General features: G+C 64.1%; 10 protein-coding genes and 1 CRISPR repeat array. Of the genes, 3 read left to right on the top strand and 7 right to left on the bottom strand.

From position 1 onward, the window contains the following. Position 1 precedes the first annotated feature (1 nt). Both A3Q7_RS20990 and A3Q7_RS0100440 read right to left on the bottom strand, forming a co-directional pair. Entirely contained in the window at positions 2 to 1,255 is a 1,254-nt protein-coding gene (locus tag A3Q7_RS20990) for a glycerophosphodiester phosphodiesterase family protein (RefSeq protein WP_026224321.1), read from the bottom strand. Positions 1,256 to 1,348: 93 nt separating this feature from the next. Beyond that, on the bottom strand, positions 1,349 to 2,689 hold the full coding sequence (locus A3Q7_RS0100440) for an esterase-like activity of phytase family protein (protein ID WP_018409868.1): 1,341 nt from the start codon (positions 2,687 to 2,689) through the stop codon (positions 1,349 to 1,351). Positions 2,690 to 2,881: 192 nt separating this feature from the next. Between A3Q7_RS0100440 and argJ the strand changes: the two genes are divergently transcribed. Beyond that, a complete protein-coding gene (gene argJ, locus A3Q7_RS0100445; protein ID WP_018409869.1) occupies positions 2,882 to 4,123 on the top strand; it encodes a bifunctional glutamate N-acetyltransferase/amino-acid acetyltransferase ArgJ in 1,242 nt (413 codons plus the stop codon). Positions 4,124 to 4,689: 566 nt separating this feature from the next. Here the strand turns inward: argJ and A3Q7_RS0100450 are convergent. The 4 genes from A3Q7_RS0100450 to cas4 form a co-directional block, all read right to left on the bottom strand. Next, entirely contained in the window at positions 4,690 to 5,592 is a 903-nt protein-coding gene (locus A3Q7_RS0100450; RefSeq protein ID WP_018409870.1) for a hypothetical protein, read from the bottom strand. Positions 5,593 to 6,717: 1,125 nt separating this feature from the next. After that, positions 6,718 to 12,568: direct repeats of the CRISPR family, unit length 37 nt; unit sequence GTTTCAATCCACGCCCGACTCGCATGAGCCGGGCGAC. Between the two features lie 184 nt (positions 12,569 to 12,752). Next, complete coding sequence (cas2, locus tag A3Q7_RS0100460; protein WP_018409873.1) at positions 12,753 to 13,043, bottom strand: CRISPR-associated endonuclease Cas2; 291 nt, start codon at positions 13,041 to 13,043, stop codon at positions 12,753 to 12,755. Positions 13,044 to 13,048: 5 nt separating this feature from the next. Continuing rightward, entirely contained in the window at positions 13,049 to 14,077 is a 1,029-nt protein-coding gene (gene cas1c, locus A3Q7_RS0100465; RefSeq protein WP_018409874.1) for a type I-C CRISPR-associated endonuclease Cas1c, read from the bottom strand. A 3-nt stretch (positions 14,078 to 14,080) separates the two neighbouring features. Continuing rightward, positions 14,081 to 14,719 (bottom strand): CRISPR-associated protein Cas4, encoded by a 639-nt coding sequence (cas4, locus tag A3Q7_RS0100470; RefSeq protein ID WP_018409875.1) that lies wholly within the window; start codon positions 14,717 to 14,719, stop codon positions 14,081 to 14,083. Positions 14,720 to 14,781: 62 nt separating this feature from the next. On the opposite strand from cas4, the gene A3Q7_RS19070 reads away from it, so the two are divergent. Further along, a complete protein-coding gene (locus A3Q7_RS19070) occupies positions 14,782 to 14,994 on the top strand; it encodes a FitA-like ribbon-helix-helix domain-containing protein (protein WP_077231383.1) in 213 nt (70 codons plus the stop codon). Between the two features lie 30 nt (positions 14,995 to 15,024). Then, positions 15,025 to 15,453, top strand: a complete 429-nt coding sequence (locus A3Q7_RS19075; protein WP_018409877.1) for a type II toxin-antitoxin system VapC family toxin — start codon at positions 15,025 to 15,027, stop codon at positions 15,451 to 15,453. On the opposite strand, the gene cas7c is transcribed toward A3Q7_RS19075, so the two are convergent. Then, complete coding sequence (cas7c, locus tag A3Q7_RS0100485) at positions 15,450 to 16,400, bottom strand: type I-C CRISPR-associated protein Cas7/Csd2 (protein WP_018409878.1); 951 nt, start codon at positions 16,398 to 16,400, stop codon at positions 15,450 to 15,452. The two genes, A3Q7_RS19075 and cas7c, sit on opposite strands and share 4 nt — an antisense overlap. Between the last annotated feature and the right edge of the window lies 1 nt (position 16,401).

A 16,401-nucleotide genomic window follows, 5' to 3' on the forward strand; every position in this document is an offset into this window, starting at 1 on the left:
TTCAGTTCTTGCGGCGGCGGGCGGCAGCGCCGATCAGGCCGAGGCCGGCCAGCAACATGGCCCAGGTTTCCGGTTCCGGGATGGAGGCGACCGCGGCCACGCCCAGATCCGGGTGATCGGTGAAGAAGCCGTCCAGGCCGAGCTCGAGGAAGACGCGGATCTGCCCCTTCATGTCGCCGAAGGCGGCCGGGTTGCTGCTGGAATCGAACTCGTTCGGCAGGAAGATGTTTTCCGCGCGGAAGGTCCAGGCATGCACTTCGAGCTCGAGGCTGTGCGCGTCATCGATCAGGCTGGTCGGCGTGCCCAGTTCGCCGGCCACCAGCGGAATGATCAGATTGGTGTTGGCGCCGATGCCGTCCGCGTATTCGCGGATGAAGGCCAGGCCTTCGGCGTCCAGCTCGGCGAGCTGGGCATAGGTGCGGCCGTCGCCGCTCACCACGAAGTCGTACGGGCGGCCGCTGCCATTGAGCAACTGGGCGATGCGGATGTCGGTCTGCGAATTGATGTACTGCAGGTTGGATACTTCGAAGGACTGGATATAGACCGGCGCATTCGCGTCATTGCCGTAGTTCGCGTGCAGGGTCTGCACCAGCACGTCTTCCATGCGCGGCAGGCCGTTGGCGTCGGTGAAGTTCTTGAAGTAGGTCGGGTGCTTGGTTTCCGGGTAGATGCCTATGGTGCGGCCGGTTTCGATGCTCTTGGCCTTGGCCAGGTCGATCACTTCCTGCAGCGTGGGAATGACGTACTGGTCGTTGTAGGCGTTGTTCGCGGTGCGCAGGTCGCGCAGGCGTTCCTGCGTGCGGATGTCGGCGCGGATTTCCGCGGCGGTGAAGTCCTCGGCGAACCAGCCCGCCACCTTCTGTCCATCCACCGTCTTCACGGTGAGGCGGTCGGCGTACTTGTCCAGTTGCCACACATTGGTGCTGGTATCGGTTCGGTTGATCACCGGCGCGCCATTCACCAGCTTGATCGTGCCGTCGGCATTCAGGTCCACGCGTGCCAGCAGCGGTTCATGACGGGCGATCAGCACGCCATCCCGGGTCATCACCAGATCGGGTTCGATGTAGTTCGCGCCCTGCGCGATGGCCAGCGAATACGCTTCCAGCGTGTGCTCCGGCAGATAGCCGGACGCCCCGCGGTGGCCGATCACGATGGGCGCACTGCCGCTGAGCGTGTTGTAGGTGGTGGCCAGCGCGTCGGTGGCGACGGCGCCGAGCGGGGCTGCGACGAGCAGCGCGAGCAGGGTTTTCTTCATGACATCCTCCGGCATTTCGGGCATTTCCGGCGCGCTCCGCGCTGGCCGGAAGCCAGCGCGGAGCGGGTGCGAACGCGTGAGCGAGACCTCGGATCAGGCGCGACGGCGGGCGGCGAAACCGATCAGGCCCAGGCCGGCGAGCAGCAGGGCCCAGGTTTCGGGTTCCGGCACCGGGTTGGCCAGCGTGATCTTCAGGAACTCGGTGTGATCGGAACCGAAGTCGCGGCCGCCGGTACCCGGGTAGTTGTTGTCGTTGATCACCAGCAGCGTGTTGGCGTCGAGGATGAGCACGTCCTCGATGGTCACGTAGGGGAAGGTGAACACGTCGCTGCCGTCGCCATTGAGGTCGTACGGATCGGCGATGTTCATCAGGTCGACCAGTTCGGTCTTCTTGACGAAACCGCCGTCCTCCACACCGGTGGTGTCGGCGATGAAGATCTTCTTGAACGGCGTGCCCGAGGTGGCGGTGCCGCCATTGCGCTCGATCACCAGGAAGCGGTGGTCATCGATGGCGGTCATGTCGCCGATGGCCGTGCCTTCGTTCTCGAGCTGGTACAGGTAGTCCAGGCCGGTGTAGCTTTCGCTGTCGATGCTGAACTCATTGATGCGCAGGCTCTTCGCCGGGTCGCCGGTCACGGTCTTTTCCAGCAGGGTGTAGAGCTTGTCGCCGCTGGCATTGATGGCCATGCCTTCGAAGCCGCCCGAGCCGCCGAGATTGCTGCTGACCGAACCATTCAGCACCGCTTCGTTCTGCGGCGCGAACACGCCCGGCAGCGCGATTTCGCGACGCTGCACCACGCCATTGGCGTCGGTCTTGACCAGGTAGGGACCGAATTCGTCGCCGAACCACAGATTGCCGTTCTTGTCCTGACGCACCGATTCCACATCCAGATCGGCGCCGGTGAGCAGGCGGCCGGACTTGATGCTGGCATCGACCAGCGGGTTGGCGGCGTTGTTGTAGTAGTGCGTGTAGTCGGCCTGGATCTTGATGCTGAGCAGGTTGTTCGGATCGCTCAGCGTGATGCGGCTGGCCGAGTTGAAAGCCGGCAGCGAAGCGCCGGTGTTCCAGTCGGCTGCCGACACGGTGCCGCTGCCGCCCAGCGCGGTGCGGAAGTCAACGTTCAGTGCATAGCTGCGCAGCAGCGTGTCGGCCGAATTGCCCTGGCTGCCGAAGCCGTTGTCGGTGATCACGCGGAAGCTGCCATTGGCGCCGGCCAGCACGCCGGAGAAGCCCTGCACCGGCTGCTTGTCGATCAGCGGCAGCGGATTGCCGCCCGCGCCGCTGCCGGCGAACTGGCCGGAAGTGGGGCCGTCGGCGAAGGTGTTGGCGGGCATGACAGCCCAGCCGGACAGGGTGTTCTGGGCAGCCTGGGCGCTGCCGGCGAAGGCGGCGGCGATGGCCATTGCGAGGGTGAGGCGGGTGCGTGCATTCATGTCGTGCGTCCTTTGTGTGTGTCAGGCAACTGTAAAAACAGGTAACGCAGACACAGTAGGCGTGACGTTTTGCACTGCCATGAAAGGTAAGTAATCCATTCGGCTCATCGCTTGCCGGCCCGCCGCAGCCGCGGCGGCAGCCCTGGCTGGCTGCGTGTAAACTGCCGTTTTGCCCTGGAACCGAGCCCCGCCATGCCTGTGAATTACCAGACACCTCCCGCCGAATCCCTGCTGCCGGTGCCCGGCGTGCGCCTGGGCATCGCCCAGGCGGGCATACGCAAGGCCGACCGTCGCGATCTGTGCCTGATTTCGCTGGTGCCGGGGGCACGCGTGGCGGGCGTATTCACGGTCAACCGCTTCTGCGCGGCGCCGGTGCAGGTGTGTCGCGACCACCTTTCGCGCAGCGACATCCGCGCGCTGGTGATCAATACCGGCATCGCCAATGCAGGCACCGGTGAGCCGGGCCTCATCGCGGCGCGTGCAAGCTGCGTCGCGGTGGCGAGGGTGCTCGACCTCGCCCCGGAACAGGTGCTGCCGTTCTCCACCGGCGTCATCATGGAGCCGCTGCCGGTCGACCGCATCGAACGCGGGCTGCCGGCGGCAATGGACAATCTGGACGAAGCCAACTGGTTCGAAGCCGCGCATGCCATCATGACCACCGACACGGTGGCCAAGGCCGGCTCGCGCACCGTGCAGATCGACGGCCGCACCATCACCGTCACCGGCATCAGCAAGGGCGCCGGCATGATCAAGCCCAATATGGCCACCATGCTCGGCTTCATCGCCACCGACGCGGCGATCGCGCAGACCGCGCTGGATGACATGGTGAAGCACGCCGCCGACCGCTCGTTCAATTGCGTCACTGTCGATGGCGACACCTCGACCAACGATTCCTTCATGCTCATCGCATCGGGCACCGCCGGCAACGCGGAAATCCAGTCGCTGGACAGCGCCGACGGCCGCGCGCTGGCCGACGCCGTCACTTCGCTCGCCGCCGAACTGGCGCAGGCCATCGTGCGCGACGGCGAAGGCGCCACCAAGTTCATCACGATAGAGATCGAAGGCGGGCGCGACGTGCCCGAATGCAAGGCGGTCGGCTACGCGATCGCCCATTCGCCACTGGTGAAGACCGCCTTCTTCGCGTCCGACCCCAATCTGGGCCGCATCCTGGCCGCGGTCGGCAACGCGGCGCAGACCCATCCTTCGCTGGCTGACCTCGACACGTCCAAGGTGAGCCTGTGGATAGGCGACGTCCTGGTGTCGAAGGACGGCGGCCGCAATCCGGACTACAAGGAAGAGCAGGGCGCCGCCGCCATGGCGCCGGCAGAGATCACGATACGCGTCGCCCTCGGCCGCGGCGACGCCCGCGCCACCTGCTGGACCTGCGACTTCAGCTACGACTACGTGAAGATCAACGCCGACTACCGGAGCTGAAGAAGCCTGCGGTCCGCATAAGCCGCATCGCGGCCAGAGGCCGCTCCCACAGAAGCACGCCCCGATCACGAACGGAGCCGGGGTTTGGTGGGATCGGGCTCGCCCGCGATGCAGCCTGGAACGAAGCCAGCGGCCCGCATGCGCCGCATCGCGGCCAGAGGCCGCTCCCACAGAAGCGCGCCCAAACCGCGAGCGGAGCCGGGATTTCGTGGGATCGGGCTCGCCCGCGATGCAGCGTGGAACGAAGCCAGCGGCCTACATAAACCCATCGCGGCCAGAGGCCGCTCCCACAGAAGCACGCCCGAACCGCGAGCGGAGCCGGGATTTCGTGGGAGCGGGCTTGCCCCGCGATGCAGCCTGGAACGAAGCCAGCGGCCCACATAAGCCGCATCGCGGCCAGAGGCCGCTCCCACAGAAGCACGCCCGAACCGCGAGCGGAGCCGGGGTTTTGTGGGAGCGGGCTTGCCCGCGATGCAGCCTGGAACGAAGCCAGCGGCCCACATAAGCCGCATCGCGGCCAGAGGCCGCTCCCACAGAAGCACGCCTGAACTGCGAGCCTAGCCGTGTTACCCGGCATCCTCCCAGCGTCGCGAACGCAGCGCGGCGGCCACTGCGAGAGCGCGGGCTTCGAGCAGGGCGTCGGCGGCTTTCGCGGCGTCACGGTGCGCGGCGGTGATGGCGGCCTCATCCACGCTCTGGCTGGCCGCGAGCGCGGTGCGCAGCATCGGCGCCTTGGGATAGGGCCGGGCGGCGCGGCCGGGGTAGGCGCGGAAGTCGCAGGTGCACAGCGTCATCAACCCTTCGAAGCGCTCCGGCCGGCCATGGGCGTCGACGCGTTCGAGCAGGGCGGTAATGGATCCGGCGCGCATCTCCGCCGCGCGGTGCACGCGTTCGCATTCCGAATTGGCCAGCAGCGCGAGATCCAGAAAGTCTTGCGGCACGCCGAGCCGGGCGCTGAGCGCCTCGATGCGCGGTGCCCCACGCTCGACATGCCGGTAGTGCACCGGCAGGTGCTCGCGCGGCGAATCGGACTTGCCCACGTTGAACACCAGGGCCGCGTAGCGCACGGCAAGTGACGCATGGCAGCGCGCGGCTTCGTCGAGCATGCGCAGCAGGTGCTCGCCGATGTCGACCTGGGCCGGCTCGTCGGCAATCTGCGGCACGCCGAACAGGGCATCCACTTCCGGCAGCAGCACCGCCAGCGCGTCGCACTCGCGCAGCGTGCGCAACATGCGCGACGGCACGCTGCCGGACAGCCCGCGCGCGATTTCCTGCCAGACCAGCGCAGGGTCGAGCTCGGCGAGCGCGCCCTGGCCGACCTGCTCGTACATGAGGTCCAGTGTGTCCTCGTCAAGTTCGCCGTCCTGGCGGGCGGACATGGCTGCCATGCGCAGCAGGTTGAGGGCGGGGTGGGTGAGCACGTCGCCCAGCAGGGCGCCGAGCGGGTTCGAGGCAGATGGGTGACTCATGACGAGGGAAGGTGCGAGGGGCCAGGCACGCATTCTGGCGCCTGGGCGACTCAGTGCATCGTCTCGGGTGCATCGTCTCGGGTGCATCGTCGGCGTGCGCGCCAGAGCGCCCTCTACATGCGCCCAAGGGAAACCCGAGCGCATCCTCATCGATGAGTTGGATGAGTTGAGTAAATGGGGCCACCTGCCGCGGCCAGCGGCGGCACATGTGTCGTGAAGCGGGCCCTGCGTACTCAGTCGGACTCAGGGTCGCCGGGACTCGGCGAATTCCAGCATCGAGCGTTCCAGCTCTTCCGCGCCGGTCCGCAGCGCGGCGATGCCGTGACGAGCGAGCAAGGTCGTCATCTCTCTACGGGATGAAAACGATGTCATGGCGTGCCCTCGTCCACGGCGGACTTCATGGAAGACAAAGCGCCCGCTTGCGCATCCTGCCCGGCACATTCGGCGCGCCGCCATGGCTGGCGAAGAAGGACGCCGCAGGGCGGACGCGTCGCGCATTGCCGCGCCAGCCTGCACCCGTCAGCACACAAACGGCATCACGCGCAGTTCATGTCCATCAAGCTGATCGAAAGACATGCCGATTCGGGTGTCCGAGGCGGGTGGCCGGCTGTCCACCATCACCGTCCCGCAGCCAGGGCGGGGCCTAAGTCGCTGGCTCGCCGTCTGATTTCCAGCGGTCGCCACGGACGCCTGCAGGATATCCATGCAGCAAGCTGCAAGACAAGTGTGCGAGCATGAGCGTGTAACTGCTGTGCGTCGGGTTGGCCTACCCGGCGGACCACGTCGCCAACTCAAACTCCTCGCCCCGACTTGACCGATGAAGGACCTCATACCGCTGTTTTTCCTCTTCCTCGCCTGCGGCTACATCGTCGTACCGGGTGTTGTGCTGTGGGTGATCGCGGTTTATGCCACGCTTTGCGAAGCACTTTGGAAGGCGCTCTCCGCGCTCTGTTGCGGGATCGTCCGGGTGTGGCATCGCTGGGCGCATGCGTTGAGTCGGAGTCTTGGTTGTAGGGCGAGAGTTCGGTAGGCAGCGCTGCTCGACGTCGTAGTTGTGTCGGTTAACATCCGACTTGCATGAGTCGGGCGACCGCGGTCCGAAATGTTCCACATCAAGAATAAGCTGTTTCAATCCACGCCCGACTCGCATGAGCCGGGCGACCTACACCAGCACAGCGACCGACGCCGGCCTGCACGTTTCAATCCACGCCCGACTCGCATGAGCCGGGCGACGTAGATCGAAGGACGCACCGATCGGCGCTTCGAGGTTTCAATCCACGCCCGACTCGCATGAGCCGGGCGACTCGAAGATCGACAACACGCGGCAGATGCCGACGCGTTTCAATCCACGCCCGACTCGCATGAGCCGGGCGACCCTGCCGCAAGCGACGCGGGCGATGCAGAGGCAGGCGAGTTTCAATCCACGCCCGACTCGCATGAGCCGGGCGACGTAGGTCGCGCCCGTTTTGGTATTGGTCTGAAGAGGTTTCAATCCACGCCCGACTCGCATGAGCCGGGCGACGCCAAGCGCCTGGTCGCCCTGCAGGACGTCGACATGTTTCAATCCACGCCCGACTCGCATGAGCCGGGCGACTCGACGTCGACAAGTCCGCCCGCGTTGGCTACACGAGTTTCAATCCACGCCCGACTCGCATGAGCCGGGCGACGGGCGGCCGTTGTAGGCCTCGGCCTGCTCTTCGATGTTTCAATCCACGCCCGACTCGCATGAGCCGGGCGACTCGCACACACGGAGTCTCCCGACATGGATCTGCTGTTTCAATCCACGCCCGACTCGCATGAGCCGGGCGACCCTATATGGCCGGGCGGTACAAGGCCATGGTCGAGTTTCAATCCACGCCCGACTCGCATGAGCCGGGCGACTCGCGCCCGTTTTCGTGCTGCAGCAGACGCAGCGCGTTTCAATCCACGCCCGACTCGCATGAGCCGGGCGACACGGCCTGGCCGATATCTTCGAGAGCATCGGCGAGTTTCAATCCACGCCCGACTCGCATGAGCCGGGCGACCTGCTCGCGCGTGATTGAGCATGTCGGCGTGGGCGTTTCAATCCACGCCCGACTCGCATGAGCCGGGCGACCTGCGCGACCGCCAGTCTCGATTGCGACATGTTCGGGTTTCAATCCACGCCCGACTCGCATGAGCCGGGCGACGCCGCATACAGGCGAGCGCGCCCGTCGCCCAGCATGTTTCAATCCACGCCCGACTCGCATGAGCCGGGCGACTCGCCGTTGCGGTCGTGCGTGATCGACATTCCGCCGGTTTCAATCCACGCCCGACTCGCATGAGCCGGGCGACTTGCCGCCGCTCGAGGTGTTCCACGGATAGCGCAGTTTCAATCCACGCCCGACTCGCATGAGCCGGGCGACGACATCCACAAAAAAGACCGACGCTGAACGGCTTGTTTCAATCCACGCCCGACTCGCATGAGCCGGGCGACTCGAGTTCAACGGCGTGCACTATGACAGTGACCAAGTTTCAATCCACGCCCGACTCGCATGAGCCGGGCGACGACCGTTGCCGCGTGCGTCGAGAGCCGCCTTTGAGTTTCAATCCACGCCCGACTCGCATGAGCCGGGCGACCATCGACCTTTCTCATCACGACCGTAGGTTCGAGGTTTCAATCCACGCCCGACTCGCATGAGCCGGGCGACGCCGCGCGGCTGCAGCGCCTGTGCCGCGAGGCCGTGTTTCAATCCACGCCCGACTCGCATGAGCCGGGCGACGGGCCGGCCAGGTGCACCCGCGCATCATCACGCTGGTTTCAATCCACGCCCGACTCGCATGAGCCGGGCGACACCGGCAAAAAGCCGGTCGCGACCATGAACCGCAAGTTTCAATCCACGCCCGACTCGCATGAGCCGGGCGACTCGCCTCTTCGTCAGTCATCCGGACGATGTCGATGTTTCAATCCACGCCCGACTCGCATGAGCCGGGCGACATCCAGCGATTGGCCAATGGCCGGTACATCGTGCTGTTTCAATCCACGCCCGACTCGCATGAGCCGGGCGACCGGCGCAGTTGGTCGGCTGCTCGCCTACATGGCTTGTTTCAATCCACGCCCGACTCGCATGAGCCGGGCGACTGGTGACGGCACCAATTGCCTCAGGGGTAGGGTTCGTTTCAATCCACGCCCGACTCGCATGAGCCGGGCGACACCGTTGGCGCCCAGGTCCGCCTGCGCATTTTGCAGTTTCAATCCACGCCCGACTCGCATGAGCCGGGCGACCTGGCCAATCATGTGCTCCGAGGACATCAACCTCGTTTCAATCCACGCCCGACTCGCATGAGCCGGGCGACCGAGGCGCGTCAGGGCAAAGCACTCAAGAACGCCGTTTCAATCCACGCCCGACTCGCATGAGCCGGGCGACGCGGATACAACGCCGACCAGGCCGGATCGTCCCAGCGGTTTCAATCCACGCCCGACTCGCATGAGCCGGGCGACCCTCGTACAGACGTCTGGACACTTCAATGGCGGCGTTTCAATCCACGCCCGACTCGCATGAGCCGGGCGACTGGATGCAGCTGGCGCGCAGTGATGCGGCGGTTTGTTTCAATCCACGCCCGACTCGCATGAGCCGGGCGACCCGGCACCAGCCAGTGGTCCGACTACACCAACAGGTTTCAATCCACGCCCGACTCGCATGAGCCGGGCGACTTCTCGTTGGCAAACACGACCACCTGGCCCAGGGTGTTTCAATCCACGCCCGACTCGCATGAGCCGGGCGACACAGGTCCGGCGCGCGCCGCCGCTGAATCTGCTGTGTTTCAATCCACGCCCGACTCGCATGAGCCGGGCGACGAGCAACGCATGGGCGCTGGTGAGTACGTTGGTTGTTTCAATCCACGCCCGACTCGCATGAGCCGGGCGACGACACTGCGACGCCATTCCAATTCGGGTAGAGGCCGTTTCAATCCACGCCCGACTCGCATGAGCCGGGCGACCTGGTACCAGCCGCATGCCTCATCCCAGTTGGCATGTTTCAATCCACGCCCGACTCGCATGAGCCGGGCGACTGATGCCATGGCCGCCACACTCATCGCGTACAGAGTTTCAATCCACGCCCGACTCGCATGAGCCGGGCGACGCGCCGCGCTTCGGCGCTGATGTCGTCGATTGCGCGGTTTCAATCCACGCCCGACTCGCATGAGCCGGGCGACCGTCGTCGATGTGCGTCACCGGCAGTTCGCCGATGTTTCAATCCACGCCCGACTCGCATGAGCCGGGCGACGTGCCGTCGGCAGCCTGCTCCGCGATGTCGATTGGTTTCAATCCACGCCCGACTCGCATGAGCCGGGCGACTGCAAGGCCTTGCATGTAGCACGTCATTCAGTGCGTTTCAATCCACGCCCGACTCGCATGAGCCGGGCGACGTATGAAGCTGCGGAAATTTGCGGATGCCATGCTGTTTCAATCCACGCCCGACTCGCATGAGCCGGGCGACAGCGGGCAGGTCATGGATTCCAACGCAAAGCTCCAGTTTCAATCCACGCCCGACTCGCATGAGCCGGGCGACACGATCCCGCTGCCGCATCCGACGTTCCCGTTTGGTTTCAATCCACGCCCGACTCGCATGAGCCGGGCGACACACCAGTGCCACCGGTATCCGTGCGTTTCAGCAGTTTCAATCCACGCCCGACTCGCATGAGCCGGGCGACCGAGGTTGTCGCCGGGAATCAGGCCTGTACCTGTGTTTCAATCCACGCCCGACTCGCATGAGCCGGGCGACGATGTCGTGTAGCTGAGTCGCCTGCAGCACTTGCCGTTTCAATCCACGCCCGACTCGCATGAGCCGGGCGACGCTGCTGCGCGCCGGCTTCGAAGCTGCCTGCAAGGTTTCAATCCACGCCCGACTCGCATGAGCCGGGCGACCTGATCATCCTCGCCGCCCGGCCCGGGATGGGGAGTTTCAATCCACGCCCGACTCGCATGAGCCGGGCGACGAGCGGATATTCGTTTTCAGCTACTTCCCGAGCAAGTTTCAATCCACGCCCGACTCGCATGAGCCGGGCGACTGGTGCACGCACGGCTGCGCGTACTGCTTCGCGAACCTGTTTCAATCCACGCCCGACTCGCATGAGCCGGGCGACGGAGCAGGATTGACAATGGGATTCGACCACCTTCTGTTTCAATCCACGCCCGACTCGCATGAGCCGGGCGACGCGGCGGTCCAAAAATGCAGTGGGTCATTGACGAGTTTCAATCCACGCCCGACTCGCATGAGCCGGGCGACAGGCGCGGGCCGCGTCGATCAGGTGCGAACAGCTCGTTTCAATCCACGCCCGACTCGCATGAGCCGGGCGACCAGCGCATCGGCGCCAACCCGCTCATGGTCATGCAGTTTCAATCCACGCCCGACTCGCATGAGCCGGGCGACCTCGACCACGTTCAGCAAGGTGCTGTCCTTGATGTCGTTTCAATCCACGCCCGACTCGCATGAGCCGGGCGACCCAACGCCCACGTCACCGTCAATGACGCACTCGAGTTTCAATCCACGCCCGACTCGCATGAGCCGGGCGACTCTCGATCAGTTTCATCCCCGAAGTATTCGTGAATGTTTCAATCCACGCCCGACTCGCATGAGCCGGGCGACGCGGACTGGCGCCGGCACTTCCTCGCCTACGTCGAGTTTCAATCCACGCCCGACTCGCATGAGCCGGGCGACGACATGGGCGTGCCCGTCATCGCCTTGTCTCAGCTGTTTCAATCCACGCCCGACTCGCATGAGCCGGGCGACGCCGCTGATTCGGAAGAGGCAATGCAGCCGCAGTGTTTCAATCCACGCCCGACTCGCATGAGCCGGGCGACCGGTGTGCAGGGTGTGCAGGGTCGCGTGTACACGAGTTTCAATCCACGCCCGACTCGCATGAGCCGGGCGACGTCAGCGCGCCCGCGATGCCTTGGTGATACGTGATGTTTCAATCCACGCCCGACTCGCATGAGCCGGGCGACCATGGTCCCGATGAGCTGTTCCCGATGTAGAGCTGGTTTCAATCCACGCCCGACTCGCATGAGCCGGGCGACCTGCAGGTCGCCCATCTGCTCGCCCAGCTCGCGCACGTTTCAATCCACGCCCGACTCGCATGAGCCGGGCGACGCCTGGTCCGTCGCGCCGAGTCACTGCACCCGATTGTTTCAATCCACGCCCGACTCGCATGAGCCGGGCGACACACAAGACACGCGGCACTTGCCGCGACGTGTTCGCGTTTCAATCCACGCCCGACTCGCATGAGCCGGGCGACGTGGATGTGGGTTCAGTCATCGCGTCTCCAGAAATGTTTCAATCCACGCCCGACTCGCATGAGCCGGGCGACGCGCCCTCGACGTATTCGCTGCCGGTGTCGGCAGGTTTCAATCCACGCCCGACTCGCATGAGCCGGGCGACATGGCTCCGGCGAAATCCACGTTCCCTATGCGCCGTTTCAATCCACGCCCGACTCGCATGAGCCGGGCGACCAAGGTCAGTCTCGATCTGCCGCTTGGAACGACGGTTTCAATCCACGCCCGACTCGCATGAGCCGGGCGACCCGGTCGCGTTGAAGTCCGCAAAGTCCTTGTACCGGTTTCAATCCACGCCCGACTCGCATGAGCCGGGCGACCCCAGACGAGATCGCATGGACCGCCGGGCTCAACGTTTCAATCCACGCCCGACTCGCATGAGCCGGGCGACATCGATGACGGCATCTGCGACGGGCCACCAGGCATGTTTCAATCCACGCCCGACTCGCATGAGCCGGGCGACCAGCCAGCGGCGGACCAGTTTCCGACCTCGTCCGGGTGTTTCAATCCACGCCCGACTCGCATGAGCCGGGCGACCCATGGTCCCGATGAGCTGTTCCCGATGTAGAGCTGGTTTCAATCCACGCCCGACTCGCATGAGCCGGGCGACAAACCAATCAAAGAGCGAGATTGCCGCTCTGCGAGTTTCAATCCACGCCCGACTCGCATGAGCCGGGCGACTGTCCGCGCATAGTGCGTTGATCTGTCATCGTTTGGCGCTCGCATTGCGCGAACGTCTGCGCGGACGGGATGACGGTCATTGATACAACCTGATCAACGCGATGGAAGTTATGAAAATACAAGCGCTTGTAGTGTGCGCGAACCTGCCGGACATTCCATGCTTACTGCAGGTTTGCGCGCCGCTTCATAGTACCAATGGACCGTCGAAGTCGGTTGCCTTGAAGCGACCGTGCTCCCGGACCTCACAGCCTTTGGTATCCGGGAGGCGGTACAGGCGTAGGCAGTCCTGCTCTGGGTTAATCTGGTCCAAGAGGGCTCTTTCGAGCTCCTCAAGCTGCATCAGATTGACCTGGCACTCAAAGACGGATTTCTGCACCCGCTGTCCGGTGCTTTCGCATATTTTCGCGACGCGGCGCAGCCGGCGGCGCCCTTCCTTCGTTTCGGTATTGACGTCGTAACAGACAATGACGAGCACGATGGTTATCTCATGATGAACGGTACATAGGTTTCTATGTCGCCGCGTATCGTGCGGGCGAGTAGCCGCGCTTGCACAAGAGGAATGAGGCCGAGTGGAACAGGTTGCGCGAGAAGTGGATGAGTCAGTTCCTCCTGTTTCCGTTCCTGGAAGGCAACGACGACGGTCTTGCGCCCGTTCGGCTCAAGAGACACCGCGCCGCCTTCGCGTATCGAAAAGTCACCGGCAGAGATTTGCCCTCTGTTTATCAGGGTGAGTGCCAGCCGGTCGGCGAGCGGACGGAACTCTTCCATCAGATCAAGTGCGAGTGCCGCGCGGCCGGGCCGTACGGTATGCAGGAAGCCGATCTGCGGGTCGAGTCCGACCGACTCAAGCGCCGATCTGCAATCGTTCATCCACATTGAATACAGGAAAGACATCAGCGCATTCATCCGGTCGAGCGGTGGGCGTCGAGTGCGGCCATCCATGGCGAAGTGCATACGCTGATCCGGTTTCACGAGGCGATTGATCTGGCCGAAGTATTTGTGCGCGGCGTCGCCTTCGATACCGCGCAGCGCATCGAGCGACGCTTGTGCCGGGAGTGCGCGCAGGCTGGCCGCGAGATCGTCGGCACCACGGGACAGTGCGCGCTCATCCTCTTCCTCCTTGGCTTCGCGGGCGCCGCGCAACAGCACTTGGCGAGCGTTCTTTATCTTGCCCGCGATGCAACTGCGTGCGATCTCGAGTGAGAAGACCGCATCGGCGGCCCGTCGGTGCTGGTCCAGGCGTAGAAGCACGTTGCCGCTGGTAGCGCCTTCCAGCCGGGCCTTGAAGCGACCGTTCCCATCAAGCATGACCAGAGCGACGCCGCTTTCGGCGAGGGTGTGCATCAAAGGAAGCGAGATACCCACGTGACCGAAACAGACGATGCTCGACAGATGGTGTAGTGGCACCTGCATGCGCAACTCGCGTTCGATTTCTATGCGCACCGTCTTGTTCTCAAGTCGCAGATAGCTCTCCGGTTGTGTGACGTAGAGAGTGTTCAGCAGATGCATGGATCAGGCTTCCGGGTCGAACAGCTTTTTGCGCTCGGTCGCCATGTCTTGCTTCAGTGAGGCGACAGCGTGCGGCTGGCACAGATCGATCAGCGAGCATTCTCGGCAGCGGACGTCGTCTGCCGGTGGGGGCAGGCGGGCGCTCGAGAGCATCGATCGGACCGCAGAGACGGCGAACTCGACCTGGCTACGAAGCTCTTCGGAAATGGCCACTTGCCGCCGACGACGCGACGACGCGTAGTAGATCGCGCCCTCGGTGACCGCGTGGCCCGTCATCTCTTCGAGGCAGATTGCTTGTGCCGCGAGTTGCAGATCGTCACAGGCCGCAATGTGGGCGGCCTTGTTGCGGGATCCATGTTTGTACTCAACCGGGTAGGGCGTGCCGTCGTCCGCAAATTCCACGACATCCGCCTTGCCGGTCAGCGCAAGACGATGGCTCCAGACTGGCAATGCACGTTCGATGCGTAAACCGGGGCGAACTTCCAGACCGGGCGTGTCTGCGCGTGCATGAACCGCCTGGCCGCGCAACGTATGCACGTTTTCCGCAAAGGCCTGTTCCTGATGAATCAGCGCGCACTGGCGGGGGCAGTAGCACCAGTGTTGCAAGGCGGAGATCGGGAGCGGATCGGGTTCGTCATCCATGAGGGTTGATCGCCAAAAATGGACTGATATCACTGATATCGACCTTGCAAAGGAGCGTCGTCATGGGTGACATGCTGCTGAGGAATCTGGATGAATCCCTGAAGCAACTGTTGCGCGAGCGTGCGGCACGGCATGGGCGCTCGATGTCGGACGAACTGCGTGAAATCGTCAGTAATGCCTTGAGTCAGCCGGAGCCGGTACGCAATGCAGAGTTTCGCGATCTGGCCGCGCGGCTGCGAACAATGAGTGCCGGCTGGGCCACAGACACCCTCTGAAGATTTACTGCGCGAAAGTCGTGACGAGCGATGACCGCGCTCGTGATCGACGCCAGTGTCGCGGTGAAATGGCTCGTCGACGAACCCGGAACCGACGCAGCGATTGCGCTGCTTGACGAAGAGCTCCATGCGCCCGACCTGATCTACGCGGAGGTGGCAAACATTCTCTGGAAAAAGCAGATGCGGGGTGAAGTCGATCCGGACATCGCCGCGTACAGTGCTGAAGCGCTGACCCATGTGCAGATGAGCGCAGAACCGTGTGAGGTGCTGGCGGCTGATGCGGCCACGCTTGCCGTCAGGCTGGGGCACCCCGCCTACGATTGCTTCTACCTGGCTCTCGCGCGGCGGATCGGCGGGACGCTCGTTACGGCAGACAAACGATTGGTTGCCCGCTGCCAGCAGGGCGATGTGCCGGATCTCGGCAGCGTTGTACGTATGCTGGCAGCTTCCGGGCATTAGCCCACCCGGCGGATCAATGTGATGCCCGACGGCAGCGTGGCGTCGTCGATGCTCACTTCGTAGTCCGAGAAAGCGCGTGCCACATCGATATCCGGCTTGCGCCGCACGCGCACCCGGTCGAACAGATCGTGAGCGTGCGCGTTGCCCAATTCCGACGCGTGCTTGAAGACGTAAAGACCGCGCGTAGACATCTCGCCCCGGGCGGCCGAACGGTCGTGTTCGAACATGTGCTCCAGCGCTTGCCAGAGCAGTTCGAGATCGTCCTCGCCAAAGCCAGTCTGTTTTGCGAGGAAGGACGATACGAAGCCGTGCGCCATGTAGATTCCGTAGGGCACGGTGTGCTTGCGGCCCATGGTGCGGTTGTCACCTTGTTGCTTCTCCGCCTCGGCTTCCGTGGCGACGGCCATGCGGGTGATCGAATGCTCCAGCGCAACGATGGGGTCGATGGAGCGGGCGAAAGTGAGTTGCACAGGGCCACGAACCTGTCCGCAGTTGATGCCGGTCGACATCACGGCACCGAAAGTCCGCACATCGAAAAAGTTCTGGCACATCCACTTGCGCGCCAGATCGACCTCGCTGGCGCTGCCCTTGCGTTTCTCTTTCTTGCCCTTCTTGGCTTCCGTCTCGCCAGCTTCTGCCGCTGCCTCGTCGGTGGGCGCGTCGAGCTTCAATGCCGAGTAGGCTCGCTGGTGTTGTAGGTTGAGGATGGCCTTCTCGCGAACATAGATTTCGTGGCGCTTCTGCCCTGCTTGTGGTGCCGATTCGCTCTGGTCCTGCGTGAGCGCCACGAAGTTGCGTACCTTGCGCTTGAGCGCGACATCGGTCATCAGCCCGTGTCCGCTCTCCGCATCCAGGCGGGGCAGGTTGCCGGCATCGGGGTCGCCGTTGGGGTTTCCGTCCTTTACGTCGAACAGCAGGGCAAAGTCATAACGGTTGTTCAGGCTCATG

Origin of the sequence: Methyloversatilis thermotolerans (assembly GCF_000372885.1) — a bacterium.
Lineage (GTDB): Bacteria > Pseudomonadota > Gammaproteobacteria > Burkholderiales > Rhodocyclaceae > Methyloversatilis > Methyloversatilis thermotolerans.

Bases quoted from the DNA above. Each gene is read 5' to 3' on its own strand.
- cas1c (WP_018409874.1), bottom strand. From the start codon at position 14,077: ATGCATCTGCTGAACACTCTCTACGTCACACAACCGGAGAGCTATCTG.
- A3Q7_RS0100450 (WP_018409870.1), bottom strand. From the start codon at position 5,592: ATGAGTCACCCATCTGCCTCGAACCCGCTCGGCGCCCTGCTGGGCGAC.
- argJ (WP_018409869.1), top strand. From the start codon at position 2,882: ATGCCTGTGAATTACCAGACACCTCCCGCCGAATCCCTGCTGCCGGTG.
- A3Q7_RS19070 (WP_077231383.1), top strand. From the start codon at position 14,782: ATGGGTGACATGCTGCTGAGGAATCTGGATGAATCCCTGAAGCAACTG.
- cas4 (WP_018409875.1), bottom strand. From the start codon at position 14,719: ATGGATGACGAACCCGATCCGCTCCCGATCTCCGCCTTGCAACACTGG.
- A3Q7_RS19075 (WP_018409877.1), top strand. From the start codon at position 15,025: ATGACCGCGCTCGTGATCGACGCCAGTGTCGCGGTGAAATGGCTCGTC.
- A3Q7_RS0100440 (WP_018409868.1), bottom strand. From the start codon at position 2,689: ATGAATGCACGCACCCGCCTCACCCTCGCAATGGCCATCGCCGCCGCC.
- A3Q7_RS20990 (WP_026224321.1), bottom strand. From the start codon at position 1,255: ATGAAGAAAACCCTGCTCGCGCTGCTCGTCGCAGCCCCGCTCGGCGCC.
- cas7c (WP_018409878.1), bottom strand. From the start codon at position 16,400: ATGAGCCTGAACAACCGTTATGACTTTGCCCTGCTGTTCGACGTAAAG.